This window comes from Blastomonas natatoria (genome assembly GCF_003201955.1).
GTDB lineage: Bacteria > Pseudomonadota > Alphaproteobacteria > Sphingomonadales > Sphingomonadaceae > Blastomonas > Blastomonas natatoria.
This window is the reverse complement of the sequence record NZ_QJJM01000004.1, coordinates 165,594-189,809: the sequence shown is the minus strand read 5'-3', so window position 1 is coordinate 189,809 and position 24,216 is coordinate 165,594. Positions and strand designations below refer to the sequence as shown.

General features: G+C 64.1%; 17 protein-coding genes and 1 tRNA gene. 6 read left to right on the top strand and 12 right to left on the bottom strand.

Translation table 11 applies throughout. The features are described from left to right. Positions 1–30 precede the first annotated feature (30 nt). Positions 31–3,174 (top strand): TonB-dependent receptor, encoded by a 3,144-nt coding sequence (locus C7451_RS06605; protein WP_110298164.1) that lies wholly within the window; start codon positions 31–33, stop codon positions 3,172–3,174. A gap of 192 nt (positions 3,175–3,366) precedes the next feature. Here the strand turns inward: C7451_RS06605 and C7451_RS06600 are convergent, their stop codons facing one another. From C7451_RS06600 to C7451_RS06585, 4 genes are all read right to left on the bottom strand, one after another. Further along, positions 3,367–4,626 carry an SGNH/GDSL hydrolase family protein gene (locus C7451_RS06600; RefSeq protein WP_425266463.1) on the bottom strand — a complete coding sequence of 420 codons (1,260 nt, stop codon included), beginning with the start codon at positions 4,624–4,626 and terminating at the stop codon, positions 3,367–3,369. A gap of 82 nt (positions 4,627–4,708) precedes the next feature. Next, positions 4,709–6,004, bottom strand: coding sequence for an MFS transporter (locus C7451_RS06595; RefSeq protein WP_110298163.1), 1,296 nt, complete (start codon positions 6,002–6,004; stop codon positions 4,709–4,711). An 8-nt stretch (positions 6,005–6,012) separates the two neighbouring features. After that, a complete protein-coding gene (gene manD, locus C7451_RS06590) occupies positions 6,013–7,224 on the bottom strand; it encodes a D-mannonate dehydratase ManD (RefSeq protein ID WP_110298162.1) in 1,212 nt (403 codons plus the stop codon). Positions 7,225–7,232: 8 nt separating this feature from the next. Continuing rightward, positions 7,233–9,626: a glycoside hydrolase family 3 N-terminal domain-containing protein gene (locus C7451_RS06585; protein ID WP_110298161.1), complete on the bottom strand. Its 2,394-nt coding sequence runs from the start codon at positions 9,624–9,626 to the stop codon at positions 7,233–7,235. 140 nt (positions 9,627–9,766) lie between these two features. On the opposite strand from C7451_RS06585, the gene C7451_RS06580 reads away from it, so the two are divergent. Further along, positions 9,767–11,860 carry an alpha-glucuronidase family glycosyl hydrolase gene (locus C7451_RS06580; protein ID WP_244181675.1) on the top strand — a complete coding sequence of 698 codons (2,094 nt, stop codon included), beginning with the start codon at positions 9,767–9,769 and terminating at the stop codon, positions 11,858–11,860. A gap of 4 nt (positions 11,861–11,864) precedes the next feature. Here C7451_RS06580 and C7451_RS06575 read toward each other — a convergent pair whose 3' ends face one another. Beyond that, entirely contained in the window at positions 11,865–12,671 is an 807-nt protein-coding gene (locus C7451_RS06575) for a ThuA domain-containing protein (protein WP_167398448.1), read from the bottom strand. A gap of 83 nt (positions 12,672–12,754) precedes the next feature. Between C7451_RS06575 and C7451_RS06570 the strand changes: the two genes are divergently transcribed. After that, positions 12,755–13,831: a LacI family DNA-binding transcriptional regulator gene (locus C7451_RS06570; RefSeq protein WP_110298159.1), complete on the top strand. Its 1,077-nt coding sequence runs from the start codon at positions 12,755–12,757 to the stop codon at positions 13,829–13,831. A gap of 11 nt (positions 13,832–13,842) precedes the next feature. Here the strand turns inward: C7451_RS06570 and C7451_RS06565 are convergent, their stop codons facing one another. From C7451_RS06565 to C7451_RS06545, 5 genes are all read right to left on the bottom strand, one after another. Further along, complete coding sequence (locus C7451_RS06565) at positions 13,843–15,264, bottom strand: sugar porter family MFS transporter (protein WP_110298158.1); 1,422 nt, start codon at positions 15,262–15,264, stop codon at positions 13,843–13,845. 30 nt (positions 15,265–15,294) lie between these two features. Beyond that, positions 15,295–16,155, bottom strand: coding sequence for an SMP-30/gluconolactonase/LRE family protein (locus tag C7451_RS06560; protein WP_110298157.1), 861 nt, complete (start codon positions 16,153–16,155; stop codon positions 15,295–15,297). A 1-nt stretch (position 16,156) separates the two neighbouring features. Continuing rightward, on the bottom strand, positions 16,157–16,933 hold the full coding sequence (gene xylB, locus C7451_RS06555; protein ID WP_110298156.1) for a D-xylose 1-dehydrogenase: 777 nt from the start codon (positions 16,931–16,933) through the stop codon (positions 16,157–16,159). Beyond that, positions 16,930–18,066 (bottom strand): fumarylacetoacetate hydrolase family protein, encoded by a 1,137-nt coding sequence (locus C7451_RS06550; protein ID WP_110298155.1) that lies wholly within the window; start codon positions 18,064–18,066, stop codon positions 16,930–16,932. Before C7451_RS06550 ends, xylB begins: the two co-directional genes overlap by 4 nt. Positions 18,067–18,286: 220 nt before the next feature. Beyond that, a tRNA-Ser gene (locus C7451_RS06545) sits at positions 18,287–18,377 on the bottom strand. 181 nt (positions 18,378–18,558) lie between these two features. Between C7451_RS06545 and C7451_RS06540 the strand changes: the two genes are divergently transcribed. From C7451_RS06540 to C7451_RS06530, 3 genes are all read left to right on the top strand, one after another. Continuing rightward, the gene (locus C7451_RS06540) at positions 18,559–19,530 is read left to right on the top strand and encodes a peptidylprolyl isomerase (RefSeq protein ID WP_425266462.1); all 972 of its coding nucleotides are present in this window, start codon (positions 18,559–18,561) and stop codon (positions 19,528–19,530) included. Positions 19,531–19,613: 83 nt separating this feature from the next. Continuing rightward, the gene (ald, locus tag C7451_RS06535) at positions 19,614–20,729 is read left to right on the top strand and encodes an alanine dehydrogenase (protein ID WP_110298153.1); all 1,116 of its coding nucleotides are present in this window, start codon (positions 19,614–19,616) and stop codon (positions 20,727–20,729) included. A gap of 29 nt (positions 20,730–20,758) precedes the next feature. After that, on the top strand, positions 20,759–21,730 hold the full coding sequence (locus C7451_RS06530) for an oxidoreductase (RefSeq protein WP_110298152.1): 972 nt from the start codon (positions 20,759–20,761) through the stop codon (positions 21,728–21,730). A gap of 354 nt (positions 21,731–22,084) precedes the next feature. Here C7451_RS06530 and C7451_RS06525 read toward each other — a convergent pair whose 3' ends face one another. Together C7451_RS06525 and C7451_RS06520 are read right to left on the bottom strand one after the other, a co-directional pair. Next, positions 22,085–22,480: a hypothetical protein gene (locus C7451_RS06525; protein ID WP_146215297.1), complete on the bottom strand. Its 396-nt coding sequence runs from the start codon at positions 22,478–22,480 to the stop codon at positions 22,085–22,087. Positions 22,481–22,688: 208 nt separating this feature from the next. Then, positions 22,689–24,107, bottom strand: coding sequence for a tetratricopeptide repeat protein (locus tag C7451_RS06520; protein ID WP_110298150.1), 1,419 nt, complete (start codon positions 24,105–24,107; stop codon positions 22,689–22,691). Positions 24,108–24,216 lie beyond the last annotated feature (109 nt).

Below are 24,216 nucleotides of genomic sequence, written 5' to 3'. Positions count from 1 at the left end.
GAAGCCAAGGCCGAACAAGGGGAGGATAATATGGTTGCTCGCATCCAATCAGTGCGTCTTGGTCTTTTGAACGCGGTGGCCGTGTCTGCGCTGGCCATGCCCGGCATGGCGCTGGCGCAAGGCGTTCCGGTTCCGGAAAACGAACCGGCGACAAGCGCGCCGAGCAGCGAGATCGAGATTGCCGATGGTGAGGAAGCGTCGAACGAGATCGTCGTCACCGGCTTTCGCGCATCGCTGGAAAGCCAGACCCTGGCCAAGCGCAATTCGGTCGGCTTCACCGATTCGATCTTCGCCGAGGATATCGGCAAGTTCCCCGACACCAACATCGCCGAATCGCTGAACCGCATCCCCGGTATCACGATCGCCCGCGAAGTGACCGGCGAAGGTTCCTCTGTCGCCATTCGCGGCCTCGGCACCAACTTCACGCGCGTTCTGCTGAACGGCGCGCCGGTAGCCATCGCTTCGGTGCGTTTCGATGCGCAGAGCACCAATCGCGAGGTCGATCTCGACCTTATTCCGACCGAGCTGTTCACTCAGCTGACGGTGAGCAAGTCCCCCACGGCCAGCCTGCTTGAAGGCGGTGCGGCAGGTACCATCAACCTGCGCGCGGCGCGCCCGTTCGACAATCCCAAGCCCTATGTCAGCTATGGACTGCAAGGGTCCAAGATGAGCGGCGCGGACAAATGGGGCTATCGCGGCCATCTGGTGGCCAGCGCCACGTTCGGCGATTTCGGCATCCTGGTCGGCGGCGCTGCGGTCCGCAACGAATTCAATGTCGAGGGCTATGAGACCATCGGCTTCACCAACCCCAATCTGACGGCGGCCCAGCGCACGTCGGGAACGCGCAATGCCACGGGTGGCGGCAATTTCACCATTCCAGCCACCGTGCCCTCGCGCGCCGGCAACGGCCTGACACCTGGTGCGGTCATCGACGAGGCGTTCCTGCTGCGCAACAATCCCGGCGCGACGATCGACCAGATCGACAATGGCATCATTCCGCGCCTCGGCCGTCCGCGCAGCGAAAACGGTTTCCGCGAGCGCTATAACGGACTGGTCTCGCTCGAATGGCGGCCCAGCGACAATTTCAACTTCTATGTCGATGGCATGTATGCCCAGCGCGATACCGAATTCACGCGCACTGCGATGAACTGGGTCGGTCGCAATGGCGCGGTCATCCCGATCAATACCACCTATGACAAGACCGATTGCTCCGCTGGCTGCACGGTCACCAGCGGCACCTATGCCAATTCGCAGTTCTTCCTCGAATATCGCCCGTACAAGGATACCCAGGACTATTGGGGCATCAACCCCGGCATCGAGTTCAAGCTCAACGACTGGATCAAGGGCGACCTGCAGGCGAACTATACCCGCAGCAACTTCCGCCGCGAAAGCCCGACCTTCCTGGTCATCACTCCGCCCAATAGCGGCCTCACGGTCACGTACGAGAATGATGGCGGTGTCCCGCTGATTCGCTCGAGCGCCGATCTCAACAATCCCGCAAATTTCGGCTGGGATGGCGGCGGCCGCGTCAACCTGAACGGTGAAGAGCGCGAAACCGAAACGAAGGGCATTCGCGGCAGCCTGCTGTTCGGCGACGAAACCCGCTTCAGTGTCCGGGTTGGCGGTGCTTTTGACGATACCCGGCGTCGCATCACGCCGTTCGACAACACGGCGCTGTGGCAGAACGCCATTTGCGGCAACGGCCCCAGCGTCACGCTGCTCGCACCGAACAGCGCAACCACGCCTTGCACCGGACTCAACCAGCCGGGCACGGCCACGCCCGCCGGCTTTCCGACCTTCCCCGGCTATGGCACCAATTTCACAGCCGGCGCTCCGCCGATCACCTATGCCGGCTCGCTCATCCCCACCGCTGCGGTGCCGAGCTATCTGCGGCCCGGCAACAACGGTTACATCACTGTCGATTGGGATCGGGTCCGTCGTGACACCAACTACGATGCCTTGCTGGCTGGCGCGACCGAAACCGGATCGGGCAGCAGCGGCGCCAATGGCGGCCTGATCCGCGAGAAGGTGACGGGTGCGTTTGTCGAAGGCAATGGCATCTTCGAACTGGGCGACAACACCCTGCGTCTCAACGGCGGGGTGCGCTACGTCCGGACCGAACAGATCGTCGGCGGCCGCGTCAGCATCCCCGATCCGCGCAACAACCCTGCCGGTGCTCCGCCGGTGGCCGATGGCGGACGTTTCCCCAACACCATCGTGTTCCCGACCTCGAACACCCGCTATTCCAACTTCCTGCCCTCGCTCAGCGCGGCATTCGATATCGGGCAGACGGCTGTTGTTCGCGCCTCGCTGTCGCGAACCATGACCCGTCCGGATCCCAATGCCCTGCTGCCCGGCGCAAGCTTCGTGCAGCCCTCGGCGGACATCGGGACGGTCGGCAACAATGCGCTCGATCCGTTCATCTCGGACAATATCGATCTGGGCTTCGAACTCTATACCGGCGGAGAGGGCGTGATCGCTGTTGCGGCCTTCCGCAAGTCGATCACCGGCTTCACGGTCAACGGCCTCACCAACGTGCCCTTCTCGTTCTTCGAACAGTTCGGCATCAACGTGGACTCGCTGACCCAGGCGCAGCGCGAGGCGCTGGCAGCCCGCGCGCAGCCGGGCCAGGCGCTGCGCGATGTCGGTGTCGTGGTGCAGCAGCAGGTCAATGCCGATGGAAAGCTGAAGGTCAACGGTCTGGAATTCCAGATTACCCAGCCGCTCGACTTCATCACCAAATATATCGGCGTCAGCGGCTTCGGCTTCCAGGGCAATCTCACCCTGATCGATCAGAAGGGCGAGGGCACGGGGGCGCCGGCAGTGGCGATCGGTGTTGCGCCGACGACCTACACGGCCACCGGGTATTACGACAAGAACGGAATCTCGGCACGCCTGACCTATGTGTATAATGAAGGCTCGCAGAACTCGAACCCCAACCAGAACGGCATTCCGCAGGCGGCGATCTTCGGACGCAGCTACAGCCAGCTGGACTTCTCGGCCAATATCGATCTCGCCCAGGTGTTCGGGAACGACTATCTGCCGACGGTCGTGATCAATGCCATCAACATCACCAAGGAAGCCCAGAGCAGCTTCTTCCAGTTCCCCAATGCCACGTTCAACGAATACAATCCGGGTCGCACCATCCTTGTCGGTTTGCGCGGTCGGTTCTGATCGCGCCGACGGGCAGGGGTTTTCTCCCCAGTTGGGACCGGTCGAGCGATCGACCGGTCCTTTTTTTGTCGCAATGTCAGGCACCGATCGCGCTTTGGGGGAGCGCCCGGCGCCACATTCGGCAGAGGCAGGCAAGGCGCGCGCGAACGGCCACCCTAGCGGGCGTTGAGCGCACCGGACAGGGGGAAGGCTCTATTCGAACAGCGAGAGCGAGACCGCCTCTGCCATAGCCCGGAAGCCAGCGGGATTGGGATGCAGCCCATCGCCGATGTCATAGGCGGGATTGAGATAGTCCGGCCGTGCGGGATCGCGCATCACGGCATCGAGGTCGATGACGCTGTCAAACGCGCCGGATGTGCGGATCCAGTGGTTGATCGCTTGGCGATCGGCTTCGCTCGCCGCGCCGGAATTGTAGAAGTCATTGCCCATGAACGGCAGCAGGGTCGCGCCGTGAACCTTTATGTCGCGTGCATGCGCGCGCTCGATGATCTGGCCATAGGCTGCGGTCACCTGCGCCACCAGGGCTGCATGCTCCTCGGCGCTGGCCGTCCGGCCACGCGCGAGATTGCCGATATCGTTGATCCCTTCCAGCACGATCAGATGACGAACGCCGGGCTGTGCCAGAACGTCGCGATCCAGACGCGCTACCGCGTTCGGTCCCAGCCCGTCGAGCAGCACCCGGTTGCCGCCAATGCCCTGGTTCAGCACGGCCGCGCGGCCCTTAAGACGCCGGGCCAGAAAATCGGTCCAGCGGTCGTTGCCGTTGGTGGTCGATCCGCGGCCGTCGGTGATCGAATCGCCCAGCACCGCAATGCCCTGGCTCGCCGCACAACTGCGCACTTCGAGGCCGGACAGCAGATACCAGTGATCCACCGCCATCGCGCCAGCAAGGCCTGACGCTTTTGTCGCATCGCCGCGCGCGACATAGGAGGTCGCGCGCGATCCGGGATGCGATGTCTGGCGCTCGGGGTGCTGCAGCACATGCACGCTGATTGCCAGATCCTCGAACGCGCTGCCCTGCCAGCGGATCGGGTCGCTCAGCCATTCGCCACCCGGAGGAATCACCGTCCCGGCAAAGCCGCCGAAGCGCAGCGGCTCCATCGTGGCGGCATCGATATCGGCGCTGGCATTGTTCGCCGAGCGCGCCAACGTCGCGTTGCCGATTTGCAGCGGCGTTGTTCCGAAGGCATTGGACAGCCGGACCCTGACATGCGTGCCCGCAATGCTGGGGCGAATGATCTGCCGCAAGGTAGCATCCTCGAGCGCGCCGTCCGGCAAGGCATTGGCCGCATCGGGCAGCATCTGCGACGAGGCCCAGGCGGCCTGCCAGGGGCATTGTTCCGCCTCGGCCGCTGTCTTGGCACCTGCGGGGCCTGGCCCTTCGGGCAGGGCGCCCAGCGCGGGTGCGGCGAGGACCAGCGCGAGAAGGGACACGGTCGATCGCAGCATCATTCATCTTCCTTTCTGTGCGGTCCTGCCATGGCCTGCCTTGCCCGGTACAAGGCAAGCCAGCTCGCCGGTTCGCAATACAAGATCATGCCGGGCGACTGGCGACCTTCACTGCGGCATAATGCGGGTTGAGCAGATGAAAGACGCCCAAAGCCACGAGATAGGCCATTCCGCACGCGATGAAGAACGGCTCATAGCTGCCGATCCGGTCGAGCAGCAGGCCCAGCGACTTGGACGCAATGAAGCCGCCACAGGCCCCGGCAAAGCCGCCCAGGCCGATCAGGGTGCCCTGGGCAAAGCGCGGAAACTGGTCGCCCGGCAGCGCGAACAGATTGGTCGAAAAGCCCTGATGCGCCGCGCAGGCCAGGCCGATGCAGAGCACGGCAATCCAGATATTGTCCGCCTCGATCGCGAACATCACCGGCACCGCGAACAGCGCGCAGACGAACATCGCCTGCTTGCGCGCACGTCCGGTTGCCATGCCCTTTTTGAGCAGGTGCGAGCTGTACCATCCGCCCAGAATGGCCCCGACATCGGCAAGAATGTAGATGGCGACCAGTGGCGGGCCGAAATTCTTGAGATCATAGCCATATTGCTTGTTGAAGAAATCGGGCAGCCAGAACAGGAAGGTCCACCAGACCGGATCGATCAGGAAGCGGCCCGCCATATAGGCCCAGGCCTCGCGATGGCGCAGCACGTTGAGAAACCCGGTGCGCCCGACATCGTCTGCCGGTTCCGCCTCGATCCAGGCGCGCTCTTCCGCCGTGACCTTCGGGTGCTGGGCGGGGTTGCGGTAGAAGCGCCACCAGGCGAACAGCCAGACCAGGTTGAACAGGCCGGTGACGATGAACGCCCATCGCCAGTCGAACGCCAGCCCGACGACGATGAAGGATACGAGCAGCGGGGTCACGATCGCGCCGACATTGGCGCCGGCGTTGAAGATGCCGATCGCCAGCGCGCGCTCCTTCTTGGGGAACCATTGCGAGGCGGCGGCGAGTGCGGACGGGAAGGTGCCCGCCTCGCCCAGCGCCAGCGGGATGCGTGCGATCACGAAACCGGTGGTCGATGTGACCAGCACCTGCGCGAAATGGCCCAGCGTCCAGGTGCCCATGGCGAGCAGATAGCCCGCGCGCGGCCCGATCCGGTCGATCAGCCAGCCAAAGGCAAGAAATCCGATGCCATAGCAGACCTGAAAATAGCCGCTGATGTCGCCATAGCCGGAATTGGTCCAGCCATAGAGCGTTTCGAGCTGCGGCTTGAGCACGCCCAGCACCAGGCGGTCGACATAGGACAGGACCACGGCCGCAAACAGCAGCGCGCAGATGACCCAGCGGATGCGTCCATGCGGCCTGGGGGCAGCGCTTTGCGGGGCGGTGGCCAAGGGACCGGTTACCAGTTGTACATCGTGCCGTCTTCCAGCCGGTTCACCGGCAGGAAGGCACGCTTGTATTCATAGCCGGCGGCAAGCTCCTCATCGATATCGACCCCGAGGCCGGGGCCATCGCCCGGATGCATCGCGCCATCCTCAAACGTACAGGCATGCGGGAAGACCGCATCGGTCTCGTCGGTATGGCGCATGTATTCCTGCACGCCGAAATTGGGCACCGAAAGGTCGAAATGCAGCGCCGCCGCCATGCAAACGGGGGACAGATCGGTCGCGCCATGGCAGCCGGTGCGGATCTGGTAGAGATCGGCCAGCGAGGCGATCCGCCGCAAATGGGTGATTCCGCCGGCATGCACCACGGTGGTGCGGATATAGTCGATCAGCTGGTTCTGGATCAGTTCGCGGCAGTCGTGGATCGAATTGAAGATTTCCCCGACAGCGAGCGGCGTGGTCGTGTGCTGCCGGATCAGCCTGAACGCTTCCTGGTTTTCCGCCGGGGTGGCGTCCTCGATCCAGAACGGGCGATAGGGCTCCAGGTCCTTGCCCAGCCGCCCTGCCTCGATCGGGGTCAGCCGATGATGGATGTCGTGCAGCAGATGCACGTCCCAGCCCAGAGCCTCGCGCGCGGCCTTGAACAGCTCGGGCACGATCCGCAGATACTTGCTGGTGTTCCAGACATTCTCGGTCGGCAGATCGGCATCGGCGGGTTCGTAGAAATAGCGGTCCTTGCTGACGCCATAGGTCGATGCCATGCCCGGCACGCCGCATTGCAGGCGGATCGCCTTGTAGCCCTGGCGCTGGTAATCGAGCGCGACCGCGATCGTATCTTCGATCGTCGTGCCATTGGCATGGCCATAGACCATCACGTTTTCGCGGCTCGCACCGCCGAGCAGCTGATAGACCGGCAGCCCGGCGATCTTGCCCTTGATGTCCCACAAGGCGGTGTCCACCGCGGCAATCGCGCTCATGGTGACGGGGCCCCGCCGCCAATAGGCGCCCTTGTAGAGATATTGCCAGATATCCTCGATCCGGTGCGCGTCGCGGCCGATGAGGCAGGGGATGACATGGTCGGTCAGATAGCTGGCCACCGAAAGCTCGCGACCGTTGAGCGTCGCATCGCCGACCCCGGTCGTGCCATCGTCGCAGATGATCTTGAGCGTGACGAAGTTTCGGCCCGGGCAGGTGATGATGACACGGGCATCGGCAATTTTTGGCATGATGATCCTCAGGCGATTTCGAGAGTGACGGTTTTGAGGTTGCGGCTGTCCGGTCCGGTCATGATGTCGAACAGTCCGGGTTCGACGACCTCGCGCATCTCGTCGTTCCAGATCGCGAAGGCATCGGCTTCGAGCGCAATCTCGACGGTGCGCCGCTCGCCGGGCTTCAGCGTCACGCGCCGGAAGCCCTTCAGCACCTTGAGCGGTTGGGTCACCGAGGCGACCTGATCGCGGATGTAGAGCTGGACGACCTCGTCGCCTTCGCGGTCGCCGACATTGGCGATATCGACCGAAACGGTGACACCCGCACCCGGACCGATACGCGCGGCGGACAGGCGCGGCTCGCTCATCTTGAACCGCGTATAGCTGAGACCATGGCCGAAGGGAAAAAGCGGGTCGGTCGTGTCGAACAGATAGCCGCGCCGCGCCGAGGGCTTGGCATCATAGAATACCGGCAGCTGGCCGACATGCCGGGCTACGGTGACCGGCAGCTTGCCGCCGGGATTGACATCGCCGAACAGCGCCGCCGCCATGGCGTGCCCGCCCTGCTGGCCCATGTACCAGCATTCCAGCAGTGCATTGGCCTGTTCGGCCACGGTCGGCCAGGAGGGCGGGCGACCATTGATCGCCACCACCACGACGGGTTTGCCGGTCGCCTTCATCGCCTGGAACAGCTCGTTCTGTTCGCCTACCAGGTCCAGGCTGGTGCGGTCGCCCAGATGGTTTCTGGCAAAGCCTTCGCGGCTGGTCTGTTCGGTATCGCCGATGGCCAGCAGAATGACGTCGCAGGTGCTGGCGAGTGCGGCCGCCTCGGCGATCAGCTGGCGGTTCTTCACCGGGTCGGCCAGCAGGATCTCGTTCGCCGAGCGGTCCTCGCTCTGGGTGATGAACACGCCCTGGGCGAACAGGACCTCGGCTTGATCCTTGAGGCGTGCCCTGACGCCCTCGAGCAGCGACACCGGATCGGTCGGCAGCGAGGAATAGCCGCCCAAGCGCGCAATGGCAGCATTGGGTCCGATGACCGCGACGCGCTTGTGTGCGCCAGGCCTCAGCGGCAACGTGCCGTCATTGGTGAGCAGGGTAATCGCCTTTTCGGCGGATCGGCGCGCCAGCGCCAGCGCTTCGGCATTGGCGGTGAGCCTGGCTGCGGCGCGGGCATCGACCGGTGCGGCTTCGAACAGTCCGGCGCGGAACTTGAGTGTGAGCATCCGGCGACAGGCCAGATCGACCAGCGATGCCGGAACCTTGCCGCCGCGCACCTGATCCGCCAGCGATCGGAACGCCTCACCATCGGGCAGGTCGCTGTCGACACCTGCCATCAGCGCCAGCCGTGCTGCTGCGGCCATATCGGACGCAACATGGTGCAGCGTCGCCAGCTCGCCGATCGCGGCATAATCGCTGACGATCACGCCATCGAAACCCCATTCGCCACGCAGGATATCGCCCAGCAGCCAGCGGTTGGCATGGCTCGGCACGCCGTCGATCTCGTTGTAGGACGGCATCACCGCCGCAACGCCGGTCTGCTGCACGATCTTGCGGAAGGGTGGGAAGAAGCGCTCGCGCAGCTCGCGTTCGGCGAGCGGGGCAGGGGCGACATTCTCGCCGCTCTCGGGCTGGCCATGCCCGGTCATGTGCTTGAGCGTTGCAAAGACCTTGCCGGGCGCCAGGACCTTGCTGCGACCCTGCAGCCCCAGCACGGCGGCAATGCCCATTTCCCCGCAAAGATAGGGATCTTCGCCGAAGGTCTCCTCGATCCGCCCCCAGCGCGGATCGCGCGCGATATCGACCACGGGCGACAGCGCGAGTATCCCGCCATGCGCGCGCATCTCGCAGGCGATAACGGCGCTGACCTGCTGCATCAGATCGCGGTCGAACGTGCCGGCGAGCGCGATCGCCTGCGGAAAGCTGGTCGCGCCAGGCGCCATGTACCCGTGCAGGCATTCCTCGTGGAACAGGATGGGAATGCCCAGCCGGGTCGATCGCGCCCAGCTCTGCGCGGCGTTGATGAACGCGATGGTGTTGGCGGGCGCGCGCCAGCGTCCGGTATCTTCCGCCGGGTTGTTGTTGGCGGTAGCTGCGCCGCCCTTGTCCGAGGGACGGGCGATCTGGCCAATGCCGTGCGGATAGGCGGCGGATGCCCTGGCCGGATCGAAGGCCAGATCCGTGTCCATCACATCGCGCTTGGTCCGCGAGAGCGTGATCAGCTGCGCGACCTTCTCGTCCAGCGTCATGCGCGAGAGCAGATCGTCGACTCGCAGGTCGATCGGGGCCTTGGGATCGCGATAGATGGGGGTGGCGGCTCTTGCGGCAACCGGCATCATCGCCAGCAGCGATACCGAGCCGCCCCACAGGAACAGGTCGCGACGGGTTGCACCGGCTCCCTGGCTCGTCGTCCGCTTCATCCATCTCTCCCGTCCCGAAAGGTGCAACATTCTTGTTGATGTTGCCGTTGTGATACCGCTACCATGCACGGCACGACAAAGGCTTGTCAATGCCATTGCAATTCGCCAGCGCATCGGTGCGGCGATCAGGGAGAGAGAAAATGATGCTCATTCGACGCCTGGGGCCGCTCTGGACCTGCGCAGCGCTGGCCCTGGCTTCACCCGCGCTGGCCGATGACGGATATGGCCTCTGGCTGGGCAGCGCCCGCGAACAGGGCGCCTCTGTTCCCGTCGACTGGACGAGCGATTCTCCCACCCTGCGCATCGCTGCGGAGGAATTGCGCCGCAGCCTGCCTGCCGGTTCGCGCCCGGTGCTGCTGGCGCGCGCCGATGATGCAGCGCTGGCAGGTCAGCGCATCGACAGGCAGGCCCTTGGGACTGAGGGGTACCGCGTGCAGCATGCTACGATCGGCGGACGCGCCGTGACGCTGGTGACTGGCGCAACCGATTTGGGCATCCTCTACGGTGCGTTTGCGCTGCTGCGGCATCTGGACAGTGGCGGCGATCCGGCGAATATCGCGCTGGCCTCGGCCCCGCAGACGCGGCTGCGCATCCTCAATCACTGGGACAATCTCGATGGCGTGGTGGAGCGCGGCTATTCCGGGCAATCGCTCTGGGACTGGTGGACGCTGCCGGACTTCAAGGACCCGCGCTATGCCGATTATGCCCGGGCCAATGCCTCGATCGGCATCAACGGCACGGTGCTTAACAACGTCAATGCCAAGGCGGAAAGCCTGACAGCGCCCTACATCGCCAAGGCAGCAGCGCTGGCGGATGTCTTCCGGGCCTATGGGATCAAGGTCTATCTCTCGGCGCGCTTTTCTGCGCCGATCGAGATCGGAGGCTTGAAGACCGCCGATCCGCGCGACCCGGCCGTGGCGGCCTGGTGGAAGGCCAAGGCGGACGAGATCTACCGCGCGATTCCGGATTTCGGCGGCTTTCTGGTCAAGGCCAATAGCGAGGGCCAGCCCGGCCCGCGCGATTATGGCGCCAGTCATGCCGACGGGGCCAACATGCTTGCATCGGCAGTAAAGCCGCATGGCGGCATCGTCATGTGGCGGGCCTTTGTCTATGCCGATACCGATCCGGAGGACCGCGCCAAGCAGGCTTATACCGAATTCGAGCCGCTCGATGGCCAGTTTGCCGACAATGTGCTGGTGCAGGTGAAGAACGGCGCGATCGATTTCCAGCCACGCGAACCCTTTCACCCGCTGTTCGGTGCCATGCCGAAAACCCCGCTGATTGCCGAATTCCAGATCACCAAGGAATATCTCGGCTTCGCCACGCACCTGGCCTATCTGGGGCCCATGTTCGAGGAGGTGCTCGATGCACCGACCGGCGCGCGGCGGGGCGAGACGGTGGCGTCGGTGATTACCGGAAAGGCCGATGGCCATACGCTCAGCGGCATGGCCGGGGTCGCCAATATCGGGCGCGACCGCGACTGGTCGGGCAGCACCTTCAACCAGGCCAACTGGTATGTCTTCGGCCGTCTTGCCTGGGATCCCGGCCTTTCGTCACAGGCCCTGGCGCGCGAATGGGCGGTGCAGACCTTTGGCAGCGACCCGATGGTGATCGGCACAGTGGTCGCCATGATGATGCGCTCGCGCGAGGCGGTCGTCGATTATACCGGGCCGCTGGGCCTCGCCCATCTGTTCGCCACCGGTCACCATTATGGTCCTGGCCCATGGGTGTCAGACCTGGCCCGGCCCGAATGGAACCCGGTCTATTATCACCGCGCCGACCGGAACGGCATCGGCTTCGACCGCACCCGCACTGGCAGCAATGCGGTGGCGCAATATGCGCCACCGATCGCCAGACGCTATGCCGATCCGCGCACCACGCCGCTGGAGGACCTGTTGTGGTTCCACCATCTGCCCTGGGACTACAGGCTGGCCGATGGCAGGACCCTCTGGGAGGAGATGGTGCGCCGCTATGATCGCGGTGTGGCCGAGGTCGCGGCAATGCGCGCGCAATGGGCCACGCTCAAATCCCGGATCGATGCGGAGCGCTGGACCAAGACCGACACTTTCCTCGCGATCCAGCAGCGCGAGGCCCGGTGGTGGCGCGATGCGAGCCTGGCTTACTGGATGTCTGTCAATGGGCTGGAACTGCCAGCGGGGTCTAAAGCGCCGGAACACGGCCTGGAGCATTACAAGCAGCTTCGCTTCCCCTATGCTCCGGGCAATCCGCACTGATGGATCAGCAGCGTGTGCCCGCCGCCCAGTCGATCGCATTGCCGATCAGCCTGCGGTGCAGCGGTTCGGCATAGCTGTGTGCCTGATGGCCGAGCGCCGAAAAAATCGATCGGCCCCGGGCAACGCATCGTGTCCAGATGATGGGGTGGGTGGCGCCCATGCGCTGTTCCGGAGCGGGGCGATAGCTGGCCTCGTCGAGCGTCGCCAGAATGCGCGTGTTCTGCCCGGTTGCAATCTGGTCAAAGGCATACCATTCCTCGGTCCGCGTCCATTTCACCGGTATGCCGCGCATCACCCTGTGTCGGGGTTCAGCAACATGGATATCGCCCTGCTGGAACTGATTGGGTTTGGACGTGTGTCCGATGAATCGCACCCCCACAAGCGCATCCCGATACCAGGACCAGTCATAGTGGTGATCACCGCCCGCACCGTGCAGCAACACAACCCCGCCGCCCTTTTCCACCCATTCGCGAAAGGCTGCGCGCTGGCTCTCGGTAAAGATATTGCCGCTGGTCGAATTGAGCACCACGACCTTGAAACGCCCCAGATCGCGCGGGTTCATGATCGCCGCGTTCTCGGTCGTAAAGACGTCCCGTCCACTCTCCTGGACGATCTCTTGCAGCGCGGTCGTGGCCGCGACGATCTGCTCGTCATCGCGATAGCCGTTGGTCTTCGACAGCACCAGCACCGCGCCCCGCTTCAGCGGCGGAAGCGGGGGCGGGGCCTCGTCCATCACCGGGGTCGGCCAGTATTTGGGGTTCTTGACATAGGGGGCCGGTTGCAGCGCCAGCGCCAGCAGCAGTTCGATCATATCTCGCCTTTCCAGAGCACCGGGGGTATTGCGCGAAGAATGGCCCGCCAGCCGATGGGCAGTTTCGTTCCGAAGGACCATGCATGAGAGGAAGTCGCGGCCCCCGCCGCCAGCGCAACGTTCCCACGATCAGCGACGTGGCGGCGCATGCGGGTGTATCGCCGATGACGGTCAGCCGTGTCATCAACGGCGAAACCAACGTGCGGGCCGAAACCAGGCGCAAGGTGGAAGAGGCCATTGCCGTCCTGAATTATGCCCCCAATGCCGCAGCACGGACCCTGGCGGGCGGCGACGACATCCGCATCGGACTGCTCCATTCGAACCCGTCCTTTGCCTATCTGAGCGAGTTTCTGGTCGGCAGCCTCGATCAGGCAAGCCGCAGCAACGTGCATCTGGTCGTCGAAAAATGCGACGATGATGATGGCGGAGGCGCAGCAGCCGTCGACCATCTGCTGCGCGGCAGGATCGATGGCGTGGTGCTGCCGCCGCCGCTCAGCGATTCCACCCCGATCCTGAAGGCCCTGGAAGACAGGGGAATCCCCATGGTGGCGGTCGCCACTGGCCGTGCACCGGATTGGGCGATGTCGGTGAGCATCGATGACCGCCGGGCGGCTGAGGACATGACCCGGCATCTTGTGCAGCTTGGCCATGTGCGGATCGGCTTCATCACTGGCAACCCTAACCAGACTGCCAGCGCCGAACGGCTGGAAGGCTATCGTGCGGCGCTGTGCGAGGCGGGCCTGGCCTTGGCGGACGAACTGGTGGCCGAGGGGATGTTTACCTATCGCTCCGGCCTTGATGCAGCCGAACAGCTGCTTTCGCTGGAGGATCCGCCAACGGCGATCTTCGCGGCCAATGACGACATGGCCGCAGCGACCGTCGCCATTGCGCATCGTCAGGGGCTGGACGTGCCTGGCGACCTGACGGTTTGCGGTTTTGACGATACCGCGCTCGCGACCACGATATGGCCCGAACTGACCACAATCCGCCAGCCCGTGCTCGAGATGTCGCGGCAGGCGGTCGAATTGCTGGTTCGCCAGATCCGAGGCAGCAAGGCGAACGGCGCCGATTGTCCGCATGTGCTGGCCGAGTACGAGCTGATCCGCAGGCAGTCCGACGCAGCCCCGCGCCGTCGGCCGACGGCGCGCAAGCTGCGCTGACGCAAGACGCATCAGCCCTGCATGTCTTCAAGCTCGACGCCGCGCGTCTCGTGGACCATCTTGCGTACGAAGAAGAACGACAGCGCTGCAAACAGCGCATAGCCGATATAGGTGACAGCGAGCCCCGGTGAGGCGGCGAGCGAGGGAAAGCTGACCGAGATCGCGGCATTGGCGATCCATTGCGCAAATCCTGCCACCGCAAGACCAGATCCGCGGATCTGGTTGGGGAACATCTCGCCGAGCATCACCCACATGATCGGACCCCAGCTGAGGTTGAAGAAGATCACGTAAAGATTGGCCGAGATCAGCGCGATGACGCCGTTGTTGCCGGGAAGCGACACGCTGCCGTCCGGGCCGGTGATCGCGGTCGAAAAGGCATAGGCGACGATCGCCAGCGTCACTGCCATGCCGGCAGAGCCGATGAGCAGCAGCGGCTTGCGCCCGATCCGGTCGACCAGCAGGATGGTGGCGAGGCACGCGCCGATCGAGAGCACACCCGACAGGATGTTGGTCTGCAAGGCATAATCCTCGGAAAAGCCGACCGCTTCCCACAGGGCGGCGCCGTAATAGAAGACCACGTTGATGCCGACGAACTGCTGGAAGATGGCGAGCCCGATACCCGTCCAGACGATGGGACGCATCTTGCCCGAACTTTTGTCGATCAGATCGGACAGGCGCGCACGGTGCTGATCGGTGGCGAGGCTGTTGCGGATCTCGACGACCTTGCGATCCGCCTCGGCTGCGCCGAACAGCCGTGCCAGCACGGCATGTGCATCGGCCTCGCGACCGCGCGCGACCAGATAGCGGGGACTTTCCGGGATGAGCAGAAGCGCAAGGCCGTAGATCGCGGCGGGTATCGCTTGCAGCCAGAACATCCAGCGCCAGGCAGGATGACCCATCCAGAATTCCGCTGTCGAACCGCCGGCATAGCGCGCCAGAGCAAAATTGGCGACAAAGGCTCCGGTCAGTCCGGTGATGATCATCACCTGCTGCACACTCGACAGGCGCCCGCGGATATTCGCAGGCGTCACCTCGGAGATATAGACCGGTGAGATGACGCTGGCCGCGCCGACGCCCAGTCCGCCGATGATGCGGGCAATGATGAAGATGATCGACGATGATGCGGCGCCGGCGAGCAGCGCGCTTGCCAGGAACAGCAGCGCCGATAGCAGCATCACGCCGCGTCGGCCGATGCGGTCTGCCATCCGTCCGGCGCCGAACGCGCCGATAGCCGATCCCACCAGGATGGCCCCGACATTCACCCCGATGCCGAACTTGCCCAGATCGAATGCGCTCTCCAGACCCTTCTGGGTGCCGTTGATGACCCCTGAATCATAACCGAACATGAATCCGCCGATCGTGGCCACGGCAACGATCGCGATGATGAATCCGATATTGACCTGCCCGTCGCGTGGTTGCGCTACCGTCGCCATTCTTCCCTGCTCCTCGATATTCTCTTGTTCTTATATTCCCGCCGGCATCACCGGCAGACCCGCCACGCCCGGATCGAATGCAAACAGATTGCCTGCCAGTGGCTGGGCCGCAAGCGCATTGCGGTCAAGCCCCTTGCGGGCAGTCGTGGCATAGGCGGTCACGAGATCGTCGCCGCCGAATGCGATCTTGGTGACATTGGCGACGGGGAAGCGGACGGTCCGGATCAGCTTGCCCGCAGGATCGTAGCGCCGCACACCCCAGCCGCCGAACAGCGCGACCCACAGACAGCCTTCGGCATCGATCACCGATCCATCGGGATAGCCGGCTCCGTCCTCGATGACGATATGCCGAACGGGCTGCCCAAGCGCGCCATCCGCTCCGATCGGCACGCGCCAGATGGTCTTGCCCAGCGTGTCGGTGTGATAGAGCACCTGGCCATCGCCAGTGATGGCCGGGCCATTGGTGATGACGACGGGCGGCAGACCGGTGTCGCGGCATGCGCCCGCGTCACAGCGATACAGCCTGCCGGTCATCTGGGTCTCGCCGTCATCCATGCTGCCGAACCAGAGCCTGCCGGCCTGGTCTGTCGCGGCATCGTTGAGCCGATTTCCGGGCAAGTCCGGCTCGGGGTCATGCAGCAGCAAGAAATGGCCGGTCACAGGATCGAAGCGGTGCAGCCCCGTCCTGATCCCGGCGATCATGTCTCCGCGCACGGAAGGCAGAACCCAGCCGATCTGATCGGGCGCGTCCCAGCGCTGGCTGCTGCCATCGTCCGGGGAGTAGCAATGCACGCGCGCTGCCTTGATGTCGACGAACCAGAGCCTGCCATCGCTCCATACAGGCCCTTCGCCCAGAATGGCAGCAACAGGCAGGACAGAGGTCACTGCCATCTCAGCGCCAGCCCGCATCGACAAAATACTCGTGTCCGGTACACATTCGCCCGTCATCCGAGGCCAGGAACAGCGCCAGCGCTGCCACATCGACCGGCTGGATACGCTCGCTCAGGCATTGCGCGGCGACGATCTCCGCCTCGGCCTCAGGCGAGTACCATTTCTGCTGGCGGGGGGTCTGGACATTGCCGGGTACGATCGTCGTCACGCGGATATTGTCGCGGCCCAGTTCGCGGGCCATGCCGCGCGTCATGCCTTCGATCGCAGCCTTGGCGGTCTGATACAGAACGAGCTCGGGGAGGCCGAGATGCCAGCTGATCGATCCGAAATTGATGATCGCGCCGCCCCCAGCCGAGCGCATGGCAGGAACGACAGTCTGGGCCGCAAAGAACAGGTGCCGCAAATTGGTCGCCATCCGCTCCTCCCAATAGTCGGGGGTGACGTCCATGATGCCGTGACGGTCGTCATTGGCGGCATTGTTGAGCAGGATGTCGATCCCGCCGAGCTGGTCCTGAACGTCGGTCAGGCACGACCGGAGCAGATCGATCTCGCGCAGGTCGCAATGGCGATAGGATGCGTCCGGCAGCCGCGCGGCAAGGGCTTCGCCTGCAACGTCGTCGACATCCAGAAAGGCAATCCTGGCACCCTGCTCGGCAAAGCGCTCGACCAGCGCCGCGCCGATTCCGCTGGCGCCTCCGGTCACCAGCACCCGCTTGCCGGCAAGGCTGGGGTAGATGGCGGCACGGGAGGGCGCGATGATGCTCGCCTGGAGTGTCATGCCGGCCCCCGCAGAAGGCCGCGAGCTGCCAGATTGGCCATCAGCGCACCAATGCCCAGTCGCCATGGCTCGGCATCCCTCGATGTGACCACGCGGTTGACCAGTCGGCCAAGCTTGCTGTTCTCGATCGCTACCACGTCGCCTACCTTGTGGGTAAAGCCGCGGCCCGGCTCGTCGCGATCCTGCACTGGCGCAAACAGCGTGCCGAGAAACAGGGCAAAGCCGTCCGGATACTGGTGCTCGCTCAATGTCTGGCGGACAAGGTCGAGCGGATCCCGGCTGATTTCGCGCATGTTGCTCTCGCCCTTGAGCATATAGCCGTCGGTGCCGGTGATCGTCAGGCGCAAATCCGCTTGCCGCACGTCATCGATCGAAAAGCTGTCATCGAACAGGCGGACGAACGGGCCGAGCGCGCAGGACGCATTGTTGTCCTTCGCCTTGCCGAGCAGCAGGGCGGAGCGTCCCTCGAAGTCGCGAAGGTTCACATCATTGCCCAGCATCGCGCCGATCGCCGCGCCGGCGCTGTTCACCAGCAGCGCGATTTCCGGCTCAGGGTTGTTCCAGGTGGAATCGGAGCGGATGCCGATCTCGGCATCTGCGCCCACCGATGCCAGCACCGGAGCCTTGGTGAACACCTCGGCATCCGGCCCGATCGCCACTTCCAGATATTGCGACCACAGCCCATCCTCGATCAGTGCTTCCTTCAGGGATGCAGCTTCGGGCGAGCCGGGAACGACCGAACGGATCGAACCGCCGACGCGCGTTTCAAGCCGCTCGCGAATGGCCGATGCCGCGCTCCAGTCACCGCGCGCGCGTTCCTCGATCACGCGCTCGATCGCCGAGACCGCAAAGGTGACGCCGCAGGCCTTGATGCACTGCAGGTCAACGGGACTGAGCAGCTGGGTTCCGGTGCCAGGGTCGTAAGGACCGAGAGGACGACCGCCGGCTCCCGTGAAATCGCCGCGTTCGACCAGGGCAGCGCAGGTGGGTGCCACCTGTGCCATGTCGTACAATTCACCCCGCACGATCAGGATGGGGCTTGGTCCGGCATCGCCGAGCATGCGTCCCAGGAAGACGCCCGTCTTCCAATCGTCAGGCAGCGCCGAACGAAGTTCCTGCAGATTCCCCTCCATAGATAAGCCTTTTATTGACTGATAGCGCTACCATGTCAGTTTTCGTTGGCTTGTCAAGCGTGCAACTGGACGTGCAAAACGATGGTGCGATGCCTCTTAACGGGCGGCGCGCTCCAGCGATCGTCATCGCCAGACTGGGTTGGTGCGCTTGGCTGCAATATTCCCGCACAGAATGCCCCAGAACCAATGGGTCGCTTGGGGATTGGAAAGGAAAGGGTAGTGGCGGAGCGGGAGGGATTCGAACCCTCGATACGCTTTTGACGTATACTCACTTTCCAGGCGAGCGCCTTCGACCACTCGGCCACCGCTCCGCATGTCCTGGAAGGCGACCCCCTATAGCCAAGTGCCGGATCGTGCAAGCATGGTTTGCGCTGTGATGCGGGGCTATCGGTGCGGGCGGCTGCGGGCATGCTCCCGCGCCCGGCAATGCCGCGGATCAGTGGTCGCTGACAGCGGTTCCGCTGGCCATGACAGCGTGTTAGCGTCCTATCCATGACATCTGCCCGATTCCGCTTCGCCATGTTGCGCACCGTTGCTGCTCTTATGCCGCTCAGCCTTGTGGCCGCCAGTGATCCGCCACCCGCCAATCCAGGCCCCGGAGAGATCATCGCCGCTGCGCCGAAGAAAGACTGGGCACGCATTCCGGCCGAAGATCTGCTGGTGATGGAGCTTGCCCCCGATGTGAAGGGCAAGCCGCGCCGGGTGGTGATCCAGCTGATGCCCGCGCCGTTCAGCACCGGCTGGGTGGACAATATCCGCAAGCTGGCGACCGCGCATTGGTGGGACGACACCGCGATCGTGCGGGTGCAGGACAATTATGTCGTGCAATGGGGCGATCCCGATGCCGAGGACGAGGTCAGGGCCAAGCCGCTGCCTGCGAATATCGCTAAAGTGCCGGAGAGCGGCTATGTGGTCGGACTGGACGCTTTTGGCGAGGCGGTCGCGGATCGGGCGTCGGAGCCCAATCCTTGGGCTGGGCCTGATGCCTATGCCAGCACGCTCGACTTTTTCCGTGGCTGGCCGCTTGCAGGCAATGGCGAGAGTGTCTGGCCGGTGCATTGCTATGGCATGGTCGGTGTCGGCCGCAATCTTTCGCCCGATACCGGATCGGGGGCCGAGCTTTACACCGTGATCGGCCATGCGCCGCGGCATCTGGATCGCAACATCGCGCTGGTGGGGCGCGTGGTCGAGGGCATCGAGCATCTCTCCAGCCTGCCGCGGGGGACAGGCGCGCTGGGCTTTTACGAGACGCCCGAGGAACGGACGGTCATCCGCTCGGTCCGGCTCGCGACCGAACTGGCAGAAGCGGAACGGCCGAAGCTCGAATATCTGGAGAGCACCAGCGAGTCGTTTGTCGCCTATGCGCGGGCACGGGCGAACCGGAAGGACGCGTTTTTCAATATACCCGTTGGCGGGGCGGACATTTGCAACATTCCAGTTCCAATTCGGAAAATTACGCAATAAAGTAATAATATAACAAAATTGCTCGCGCGGGGCAGGAGGGCACAGTAAACCTGGGGCATAAGAACCAGCAGGAGAAGACTGTCATGCGCGTTGGCACCGTCAAGGAAATCAAGAACCACGAATATCGCGTCGGCATGACGCCCGAAAGCGCCCGCGAACTGGTGCAGCATGGGCATGAGGTCTGGGTGCAGTCGGGCGCTGGCCTGGGCATCGGGGCCAAGGACAGCGACTATCAGCGCGCCGGCGCGAAGCTGATCGAGACCGCCGCCGAGATCTTCGCCGAATGCGAGATGGTGGTGAAGGTCAAGGAGCCGCAGTCGATCGAGCGCGCGATGCTGCGCGAAGGGCAGATCCTGTTCACCTATCTTCACCTCGCGCCCGATCCGGAGCAGACAAAGGATCTGGTCGATTCCAAGGCGACCTGCATTGCCTATGAGACCGTCACGGATGCGAGTGGCGGACTGCCGCTGCTGAAACCCATGAGCCAGGTCGCAGGGCGTATGGCGATCCAGGCGGGCGCGACCGCGCTCGAAAAGGCGCATGGCGGTCGCGGCATCCTGCTGGGCGGCGTGCCGGGTGTGCTGCCCGGCAATGTCTGCGTGATCGGAGGCGGCGTGGTCGGCTTCAACGCCGCACAGATGGCCGCAGGACTGGGCGCGGACGTGACCATTCTTGACCGCAATCCCGAGGTGCTCGAGAAGCTGGGCTATTATTTCGAGGCACGCGCCAAGACGCGCTTTGCCAACGTATCGAATGTCGCCGACAGCGTTGCCAATGCCGATCTGGTCATCGGCGCGGTCCTGATCCCCGGCGCCGCCGCCCCCAAGCTGGTGACGCGCGAGATGCTGGGCACCATGAAGCCCGGCGCGGTGCTCGTCGACGTGGCAATCGACCAGGGTGGATGCTTCGAGACCAGCCATGCCACGACCCATGCCGACCCGACCTATATCGTCGATGGCATCGTGCATTATTGCGTCGCCAACATGCCTGGTGCGGTTGCGCGCACCAGCACCTATGCGCTGAACAACGTCACGCTGCCGCATATGCTGCGCATGGCGGACAAGGGCTGGAAGGACGCGCTGCGCAGCGATCCGCACCTTGCTGCCGGTCTCAATGTCTGGAACGGACGGGTTACCTACAAGGCAGTGGCGGACGACTTGGGTTATGCCTATTGTCCGCTCGAAGAGGCGCTCGCCTGAAGCGCCCCGCGCGCCAAGGAGAGCTGCCGATGATTGCCGACCACCAGAAGCCTGTCGATTCCCCGTTCGGCCGCCACAGCGAACCGCATGAGGTGCTGGCGGGCATCGAACTCAAGGGCAAGGTGGTCATCGTCACCGGCGGCTATTCGGGGATTGGACTGGAAACGGTGCGTGCGCTGGCTGCGGCGGGCGCATCGGTTACCGTGCCAGCGCGCGATACCGAAAAGGCCAATGCGGCGCTGGCAGGAATGCCCGGCGATATCCGCATCGCGCTGATGGACCTCGCTGATATCGCTTCGGTCAAGCGGTTCGCGCTCGGGTTCGCGTCGGACAACACGGCGCTCGATCTGCTGATCAACAATGCGGGTGTCATGGCCTGTCCGGAAATGCGGGTAGGGCCCGGCTGGGAGCTGCAGTTCGGCACCAACCATATGGGCCATTTCGCGCTGGCGACCACGCTGCTGCCGCTGATCCAGCGGACGGAGAATGCACGCGTCGTGGCGCTGTCGTCCACCGGGCACAAGCTGTCGGACATCCGCTGGGACGATCCGAACTGGACCGACGGCAGCTATGACAAGTGGAAGGCTTACGGCCAGTCCAAGACCGCCAACAGCCTGTTCGCGCTGGGAATGAATGCCCGGTTGCAGGACAGTGGCGGCATGGCGTTTGCCGTGCATCCCGGCGGCATCTTCACGCCCTTGCAGCGCCATCTTCCGACCGAGGAAATGATCGTCCTCGGCTGGCTCAACGAACAGGGCGAGATATCCGACGGCGCGCGCGCGATGTTCAAGACGCCGACCCAGGGCTGCACGACGACGCTCTGGGCGGCGACCAGTCCGCTGCTCGAAGGCAAGGGCGGTGTCTATTGCGAAGACTGCAATGTCGCCGCGCTGTCGGGCGAAAAGCCGGTCCGCTATCGCGATGTCGAGCCGCATGCGGTAGACCCGGACAGCGCCGAGCGGCTCTGGCAGATGAGCGAAGCGCTGCTGGCAGAAGCTTGACCGGGCGCCAATTCCGCAGCTGAGCCACGCAGGCGGATGCGACTTATTGCCTGCTGGCCGCAGTCCCTCTGCGGGCCCTGTCTGCGGGGGTGACTGGCGGCACGAAATAGCCGGTTCGGCTCGAGCTGCGCTTGATCCCTGACACGCAGCACTCGCTATCCGACGGCTCAGGCACCGATTCCTTCAGGAAGCACTCGCCATGCTCGGTGCGTCCCGGGATGACATAGAGGATTTTGCGCAGGTCGTTGCCGAACAGGTCGGTATTGGACTTCGGCGGTTCGTCGGTCCCCGCTGATGGTGCGCGGTGCCCGTCCTCGTGTGGTGAACAATGCTGGCCGTCACACGGTGCAAGGTTCAGCGAAATTCGGCAAAGACGATCAGGCGCCGGAAACCGGCCCGGCACTGGCGCTTGCGGGCTACAATCCTCACCTCATGCCAGATATCGCCCGAATGATAGCCCCAGCGTACGAGCTGTCGGCCCGGACGATCGATCATTCGATAGCCGAGCCAGTTGGCCAGCGCGGGCCTGAGTGCGGCCCGGGCCTTGCCCGGTGAATGGCAATCGGTGCCCTGCCAGCTCTCGACGGTTCTGGCCAGATCGGCCTGCACATGCCGGATCCGTCCGGTACCAGCTGTGTGCCTCGGCGAGGAAAAGGCGAGCGGCTCTGCCCGTGCCGACCCGCGCGGCCAGGCGAGCGTCAGGATCGAGCCCATCAAAAGAAGCGCCAGAAGCGGCCATTTTCGCGCCATCATTCGCTCCTGCAAGGAGGACTCGCAGCCGGTGGTCTGACCGCCGATACCCGGGAACGAAGGTTGGCCAGCAGCCGTTTTGGGTCGACGAAAACCCCGGATACCGTCGGTCAGACCCCGCGAAGCCTAAGCGCTAGCCTGACCAAATGTGCTGTGGCAAATTGTTGCAAACGCCGGAAAATGGCGGAGCCGCGCGCACACGGTGATATCAGGACAGGTCGACTTTGGGCGTGGCGATCACCACCTGACGCAGCAGCCGCTGGACTTCTGCATCTCCACGCCACTTTTGCGCAATGCGCCGGTTGAGCGTTGCCGAGTACCAGCGCTCCCCCAATGTCGAGGCCTGTTTGAGGAGCATGACCAGCGTTGCGCGGTCCCCCATGCTGGACGCATGAAAGGCTGGGGTCATCCGCGTCTTGCGTTCGCCCTCTGCAAATTCGCGCCGGGCATCGGCTACCAGCACATGATGCGCCGTGGCAGGGTCCCGAGCGATGGCTGCATCCAGCTCTACCGAAAGCCGCTGCATTTCGGGTACTTTGCGCAGGTTTGCCAGCGCTCGATACTCGCGGGCATAGGCCTTGATATCGCTACGCGAGATATGCGCCCAGGCCAGGCAGTTGCGGATCGTCGCGTCGGACGGATATTGCGATTTCAGCCGCTCCAGTTCCATCAGGGCGCGGCGGTCACGTCCTGCCTGCCAATGGGCACAGGCGCGTTCGACGGCGATAGCCGGGGTGCCGGGCATCAGCAGTTGCGCCATATCATATTCGCGCTGGGCAGCAGCATCCTGACCCAGATCGGACAGCACATTGGCATACCAGAAATGGGTCAGTCCGTCGCGCGGATCGAGTTCTAGAGCCCGTCGGAAGGAATCGACCGATCGCTGGGCGTCATAGCTCCACCAATATTGGATGAAGCCGTTGGCGCGGTGTGCTGCCGCAAGCTGATCGTCCAGCGCCAGCGCCTGCTCTACGGCCGATTTGGCGGCGCTGTAGGCCCGGCTTTCGGTGGCGGCGCCATATTCGCGGTAGATCAGCCAGGCCTCGGCAAGGCCGGCATAAGCGGGGGCGAAATCCCGGTCGGCCGCAATAACCTTTTCGTAAAGCGTAATGGCGCGGCGCAGATCGCCAGGGGTACGTCGTGCCCATGAATCGCGCGCGGCGACATAATCGTCGGAGACCACGCGATTGTCCGGCAGCGCGGCGGCGCGTTCGACGGGAGAACTCTTCGGCGCCAGCATGTCGGTGAAGGTGGGAGCGAGGGCGATCACAGCAGCGATCGCGATGCCCGCTGCCGCGCCGACGAGCAGTTGCTTGCCGCGCCGGGCTGAGGTCGTGGACGGCGTGACGGTATGCTCCATCGGCGCGGACACCGCGTTCGGGGGCGGCCCCGGTTCGTTCGGTCCGTCAGGCGCTTCGCCAAGGTCGCGCTGCTCGGCCTGTCCTGCCCAGGCCGCAAGTTCGCGCTCGTAAGCAAAGACCGAACCCTGCTTGCCGCCGGGAAGCCGGTGAACCGGAAGGTCGCGTTCTCGCGCCCAGCGCATCACGGTCGTGCGATCGCGGCGGAAATAGCCCGCAATGGCCTTCCAGCCATCCAGTCTTTGGCCGGATGGTTCCGGCAGACTCACAAATCTCGCCCCTGCATGGCCCCGGATATCCGATCAACGGCGCGCAGCACGCTCGCGCCCTTGGCAAATGCCTATCGGCAACGCGCGCGGCGTGTCCAGACATTATATT

Bases quoted from the DNA above. Each gene is read 5' to 3' on its own strand.
- C7451_RS06605 (WP_110298164.1), top strand. From the start codon at position 31: ATGGTTGCTCGCATCCAATCAGTGCGTCTTGGTCTTTTGAACGCGGTG.
- C7451_RS06530 (WP_110298152.1), top strand. From the start codon at position 20,759: ATGATTGCCGACCACCAGAAGCCTGTCGATTCCCCGTTCGGCCGCCAC.
- C7451_RS06560 (WP_110298157.1), bottom strand. From the start codon at position 16,155: ATGGCAGTGACCTCTGTCCTGCCTGTTGCTGCCATTCTGGGCGAAGGG.
- C7451_RS06575 (WP_167398448.1), bottom strand. From the start codon at position 12,671: ATGATCGAACTGCTGCTGGCGCTGGCGCTGCAACCGGCCCCCTATGTC.
- C7451_RS06600 (WP_425266463.1), bottom strand. From the start codon at position 4,626: ATGATGCTGCGATCGACCGTGTCCCTTCTCGCGCTGGTCCTCGCCGCA.
- C7451_RS06540 (WP_425266462.1), top strand. From the start codon at position 18,559: ATGACATCTGCCCGATTCCGCTTCGCCATGTTGCGCACCGTTGCTGCT.
- manD (WP_110298162.1), bottom strand. From the start codon at position 7,224: ATGCCAAAAATTGCCGATGCCCGTGTCATCATCACCTGCCCGGGCCGA.
- C7451_RS06580 (WP_244181675.1), top strand. From the start codon at position 9,767: ATGATGCTCATTCGACGCCTGGGGCCGCTCTGGACCTGCGCAGCGCTG.
- ald (WP_110298153.1), top strand. From the start codon at position 19,614: ATGCGCGTTGGCACCGTCAAGGAAATCAAGAACCACGAATATCGCGTC.
- C7451_RS06565 (WP_110298158.1), bottom strand. From the start codon at position 15,264: ATGGCGACGGTAGCGCAACCACGCGACGGGCAGGTCAATATCGGATTC.
- C7451_RS06550 (WP_110298155.1), bottom strand. From the start codon at position 18,066: ATGGAGGGGAATCTGCAGGAACTTCGTTCGGCGCTGCCTGACGATTGG.
- C7451_RS06525 (WP_146215297.1), bottom strand. From the start codon at position 22,480: ATGGCGCGAAAATGGCCGCTTCTGGCGCTTCTTTTGATGGGCTCGATC.
- xylB (WP_110298156.1), bottom strand. From the start codon at position 16,933: ATGACACTCCAGGCGAGCATCATCGCGCCCTCCCGTGCCGCCATCTAC.
- C7451_RS06585 (WP_110298161.1), bottom strand. From the start codon at position 9,626: ATGAAGCGGACGACGAGCCAGGGAGCCGGTGCAACCCGTCGCGACCTG.
- C7451_RS06570 (WP_110298159.1), top strand. From the start codon at position 12,755: ATGAGAGGAAGTCGCGGCCCCCGCCGCCAGCGCAACGTTCCCACGATC.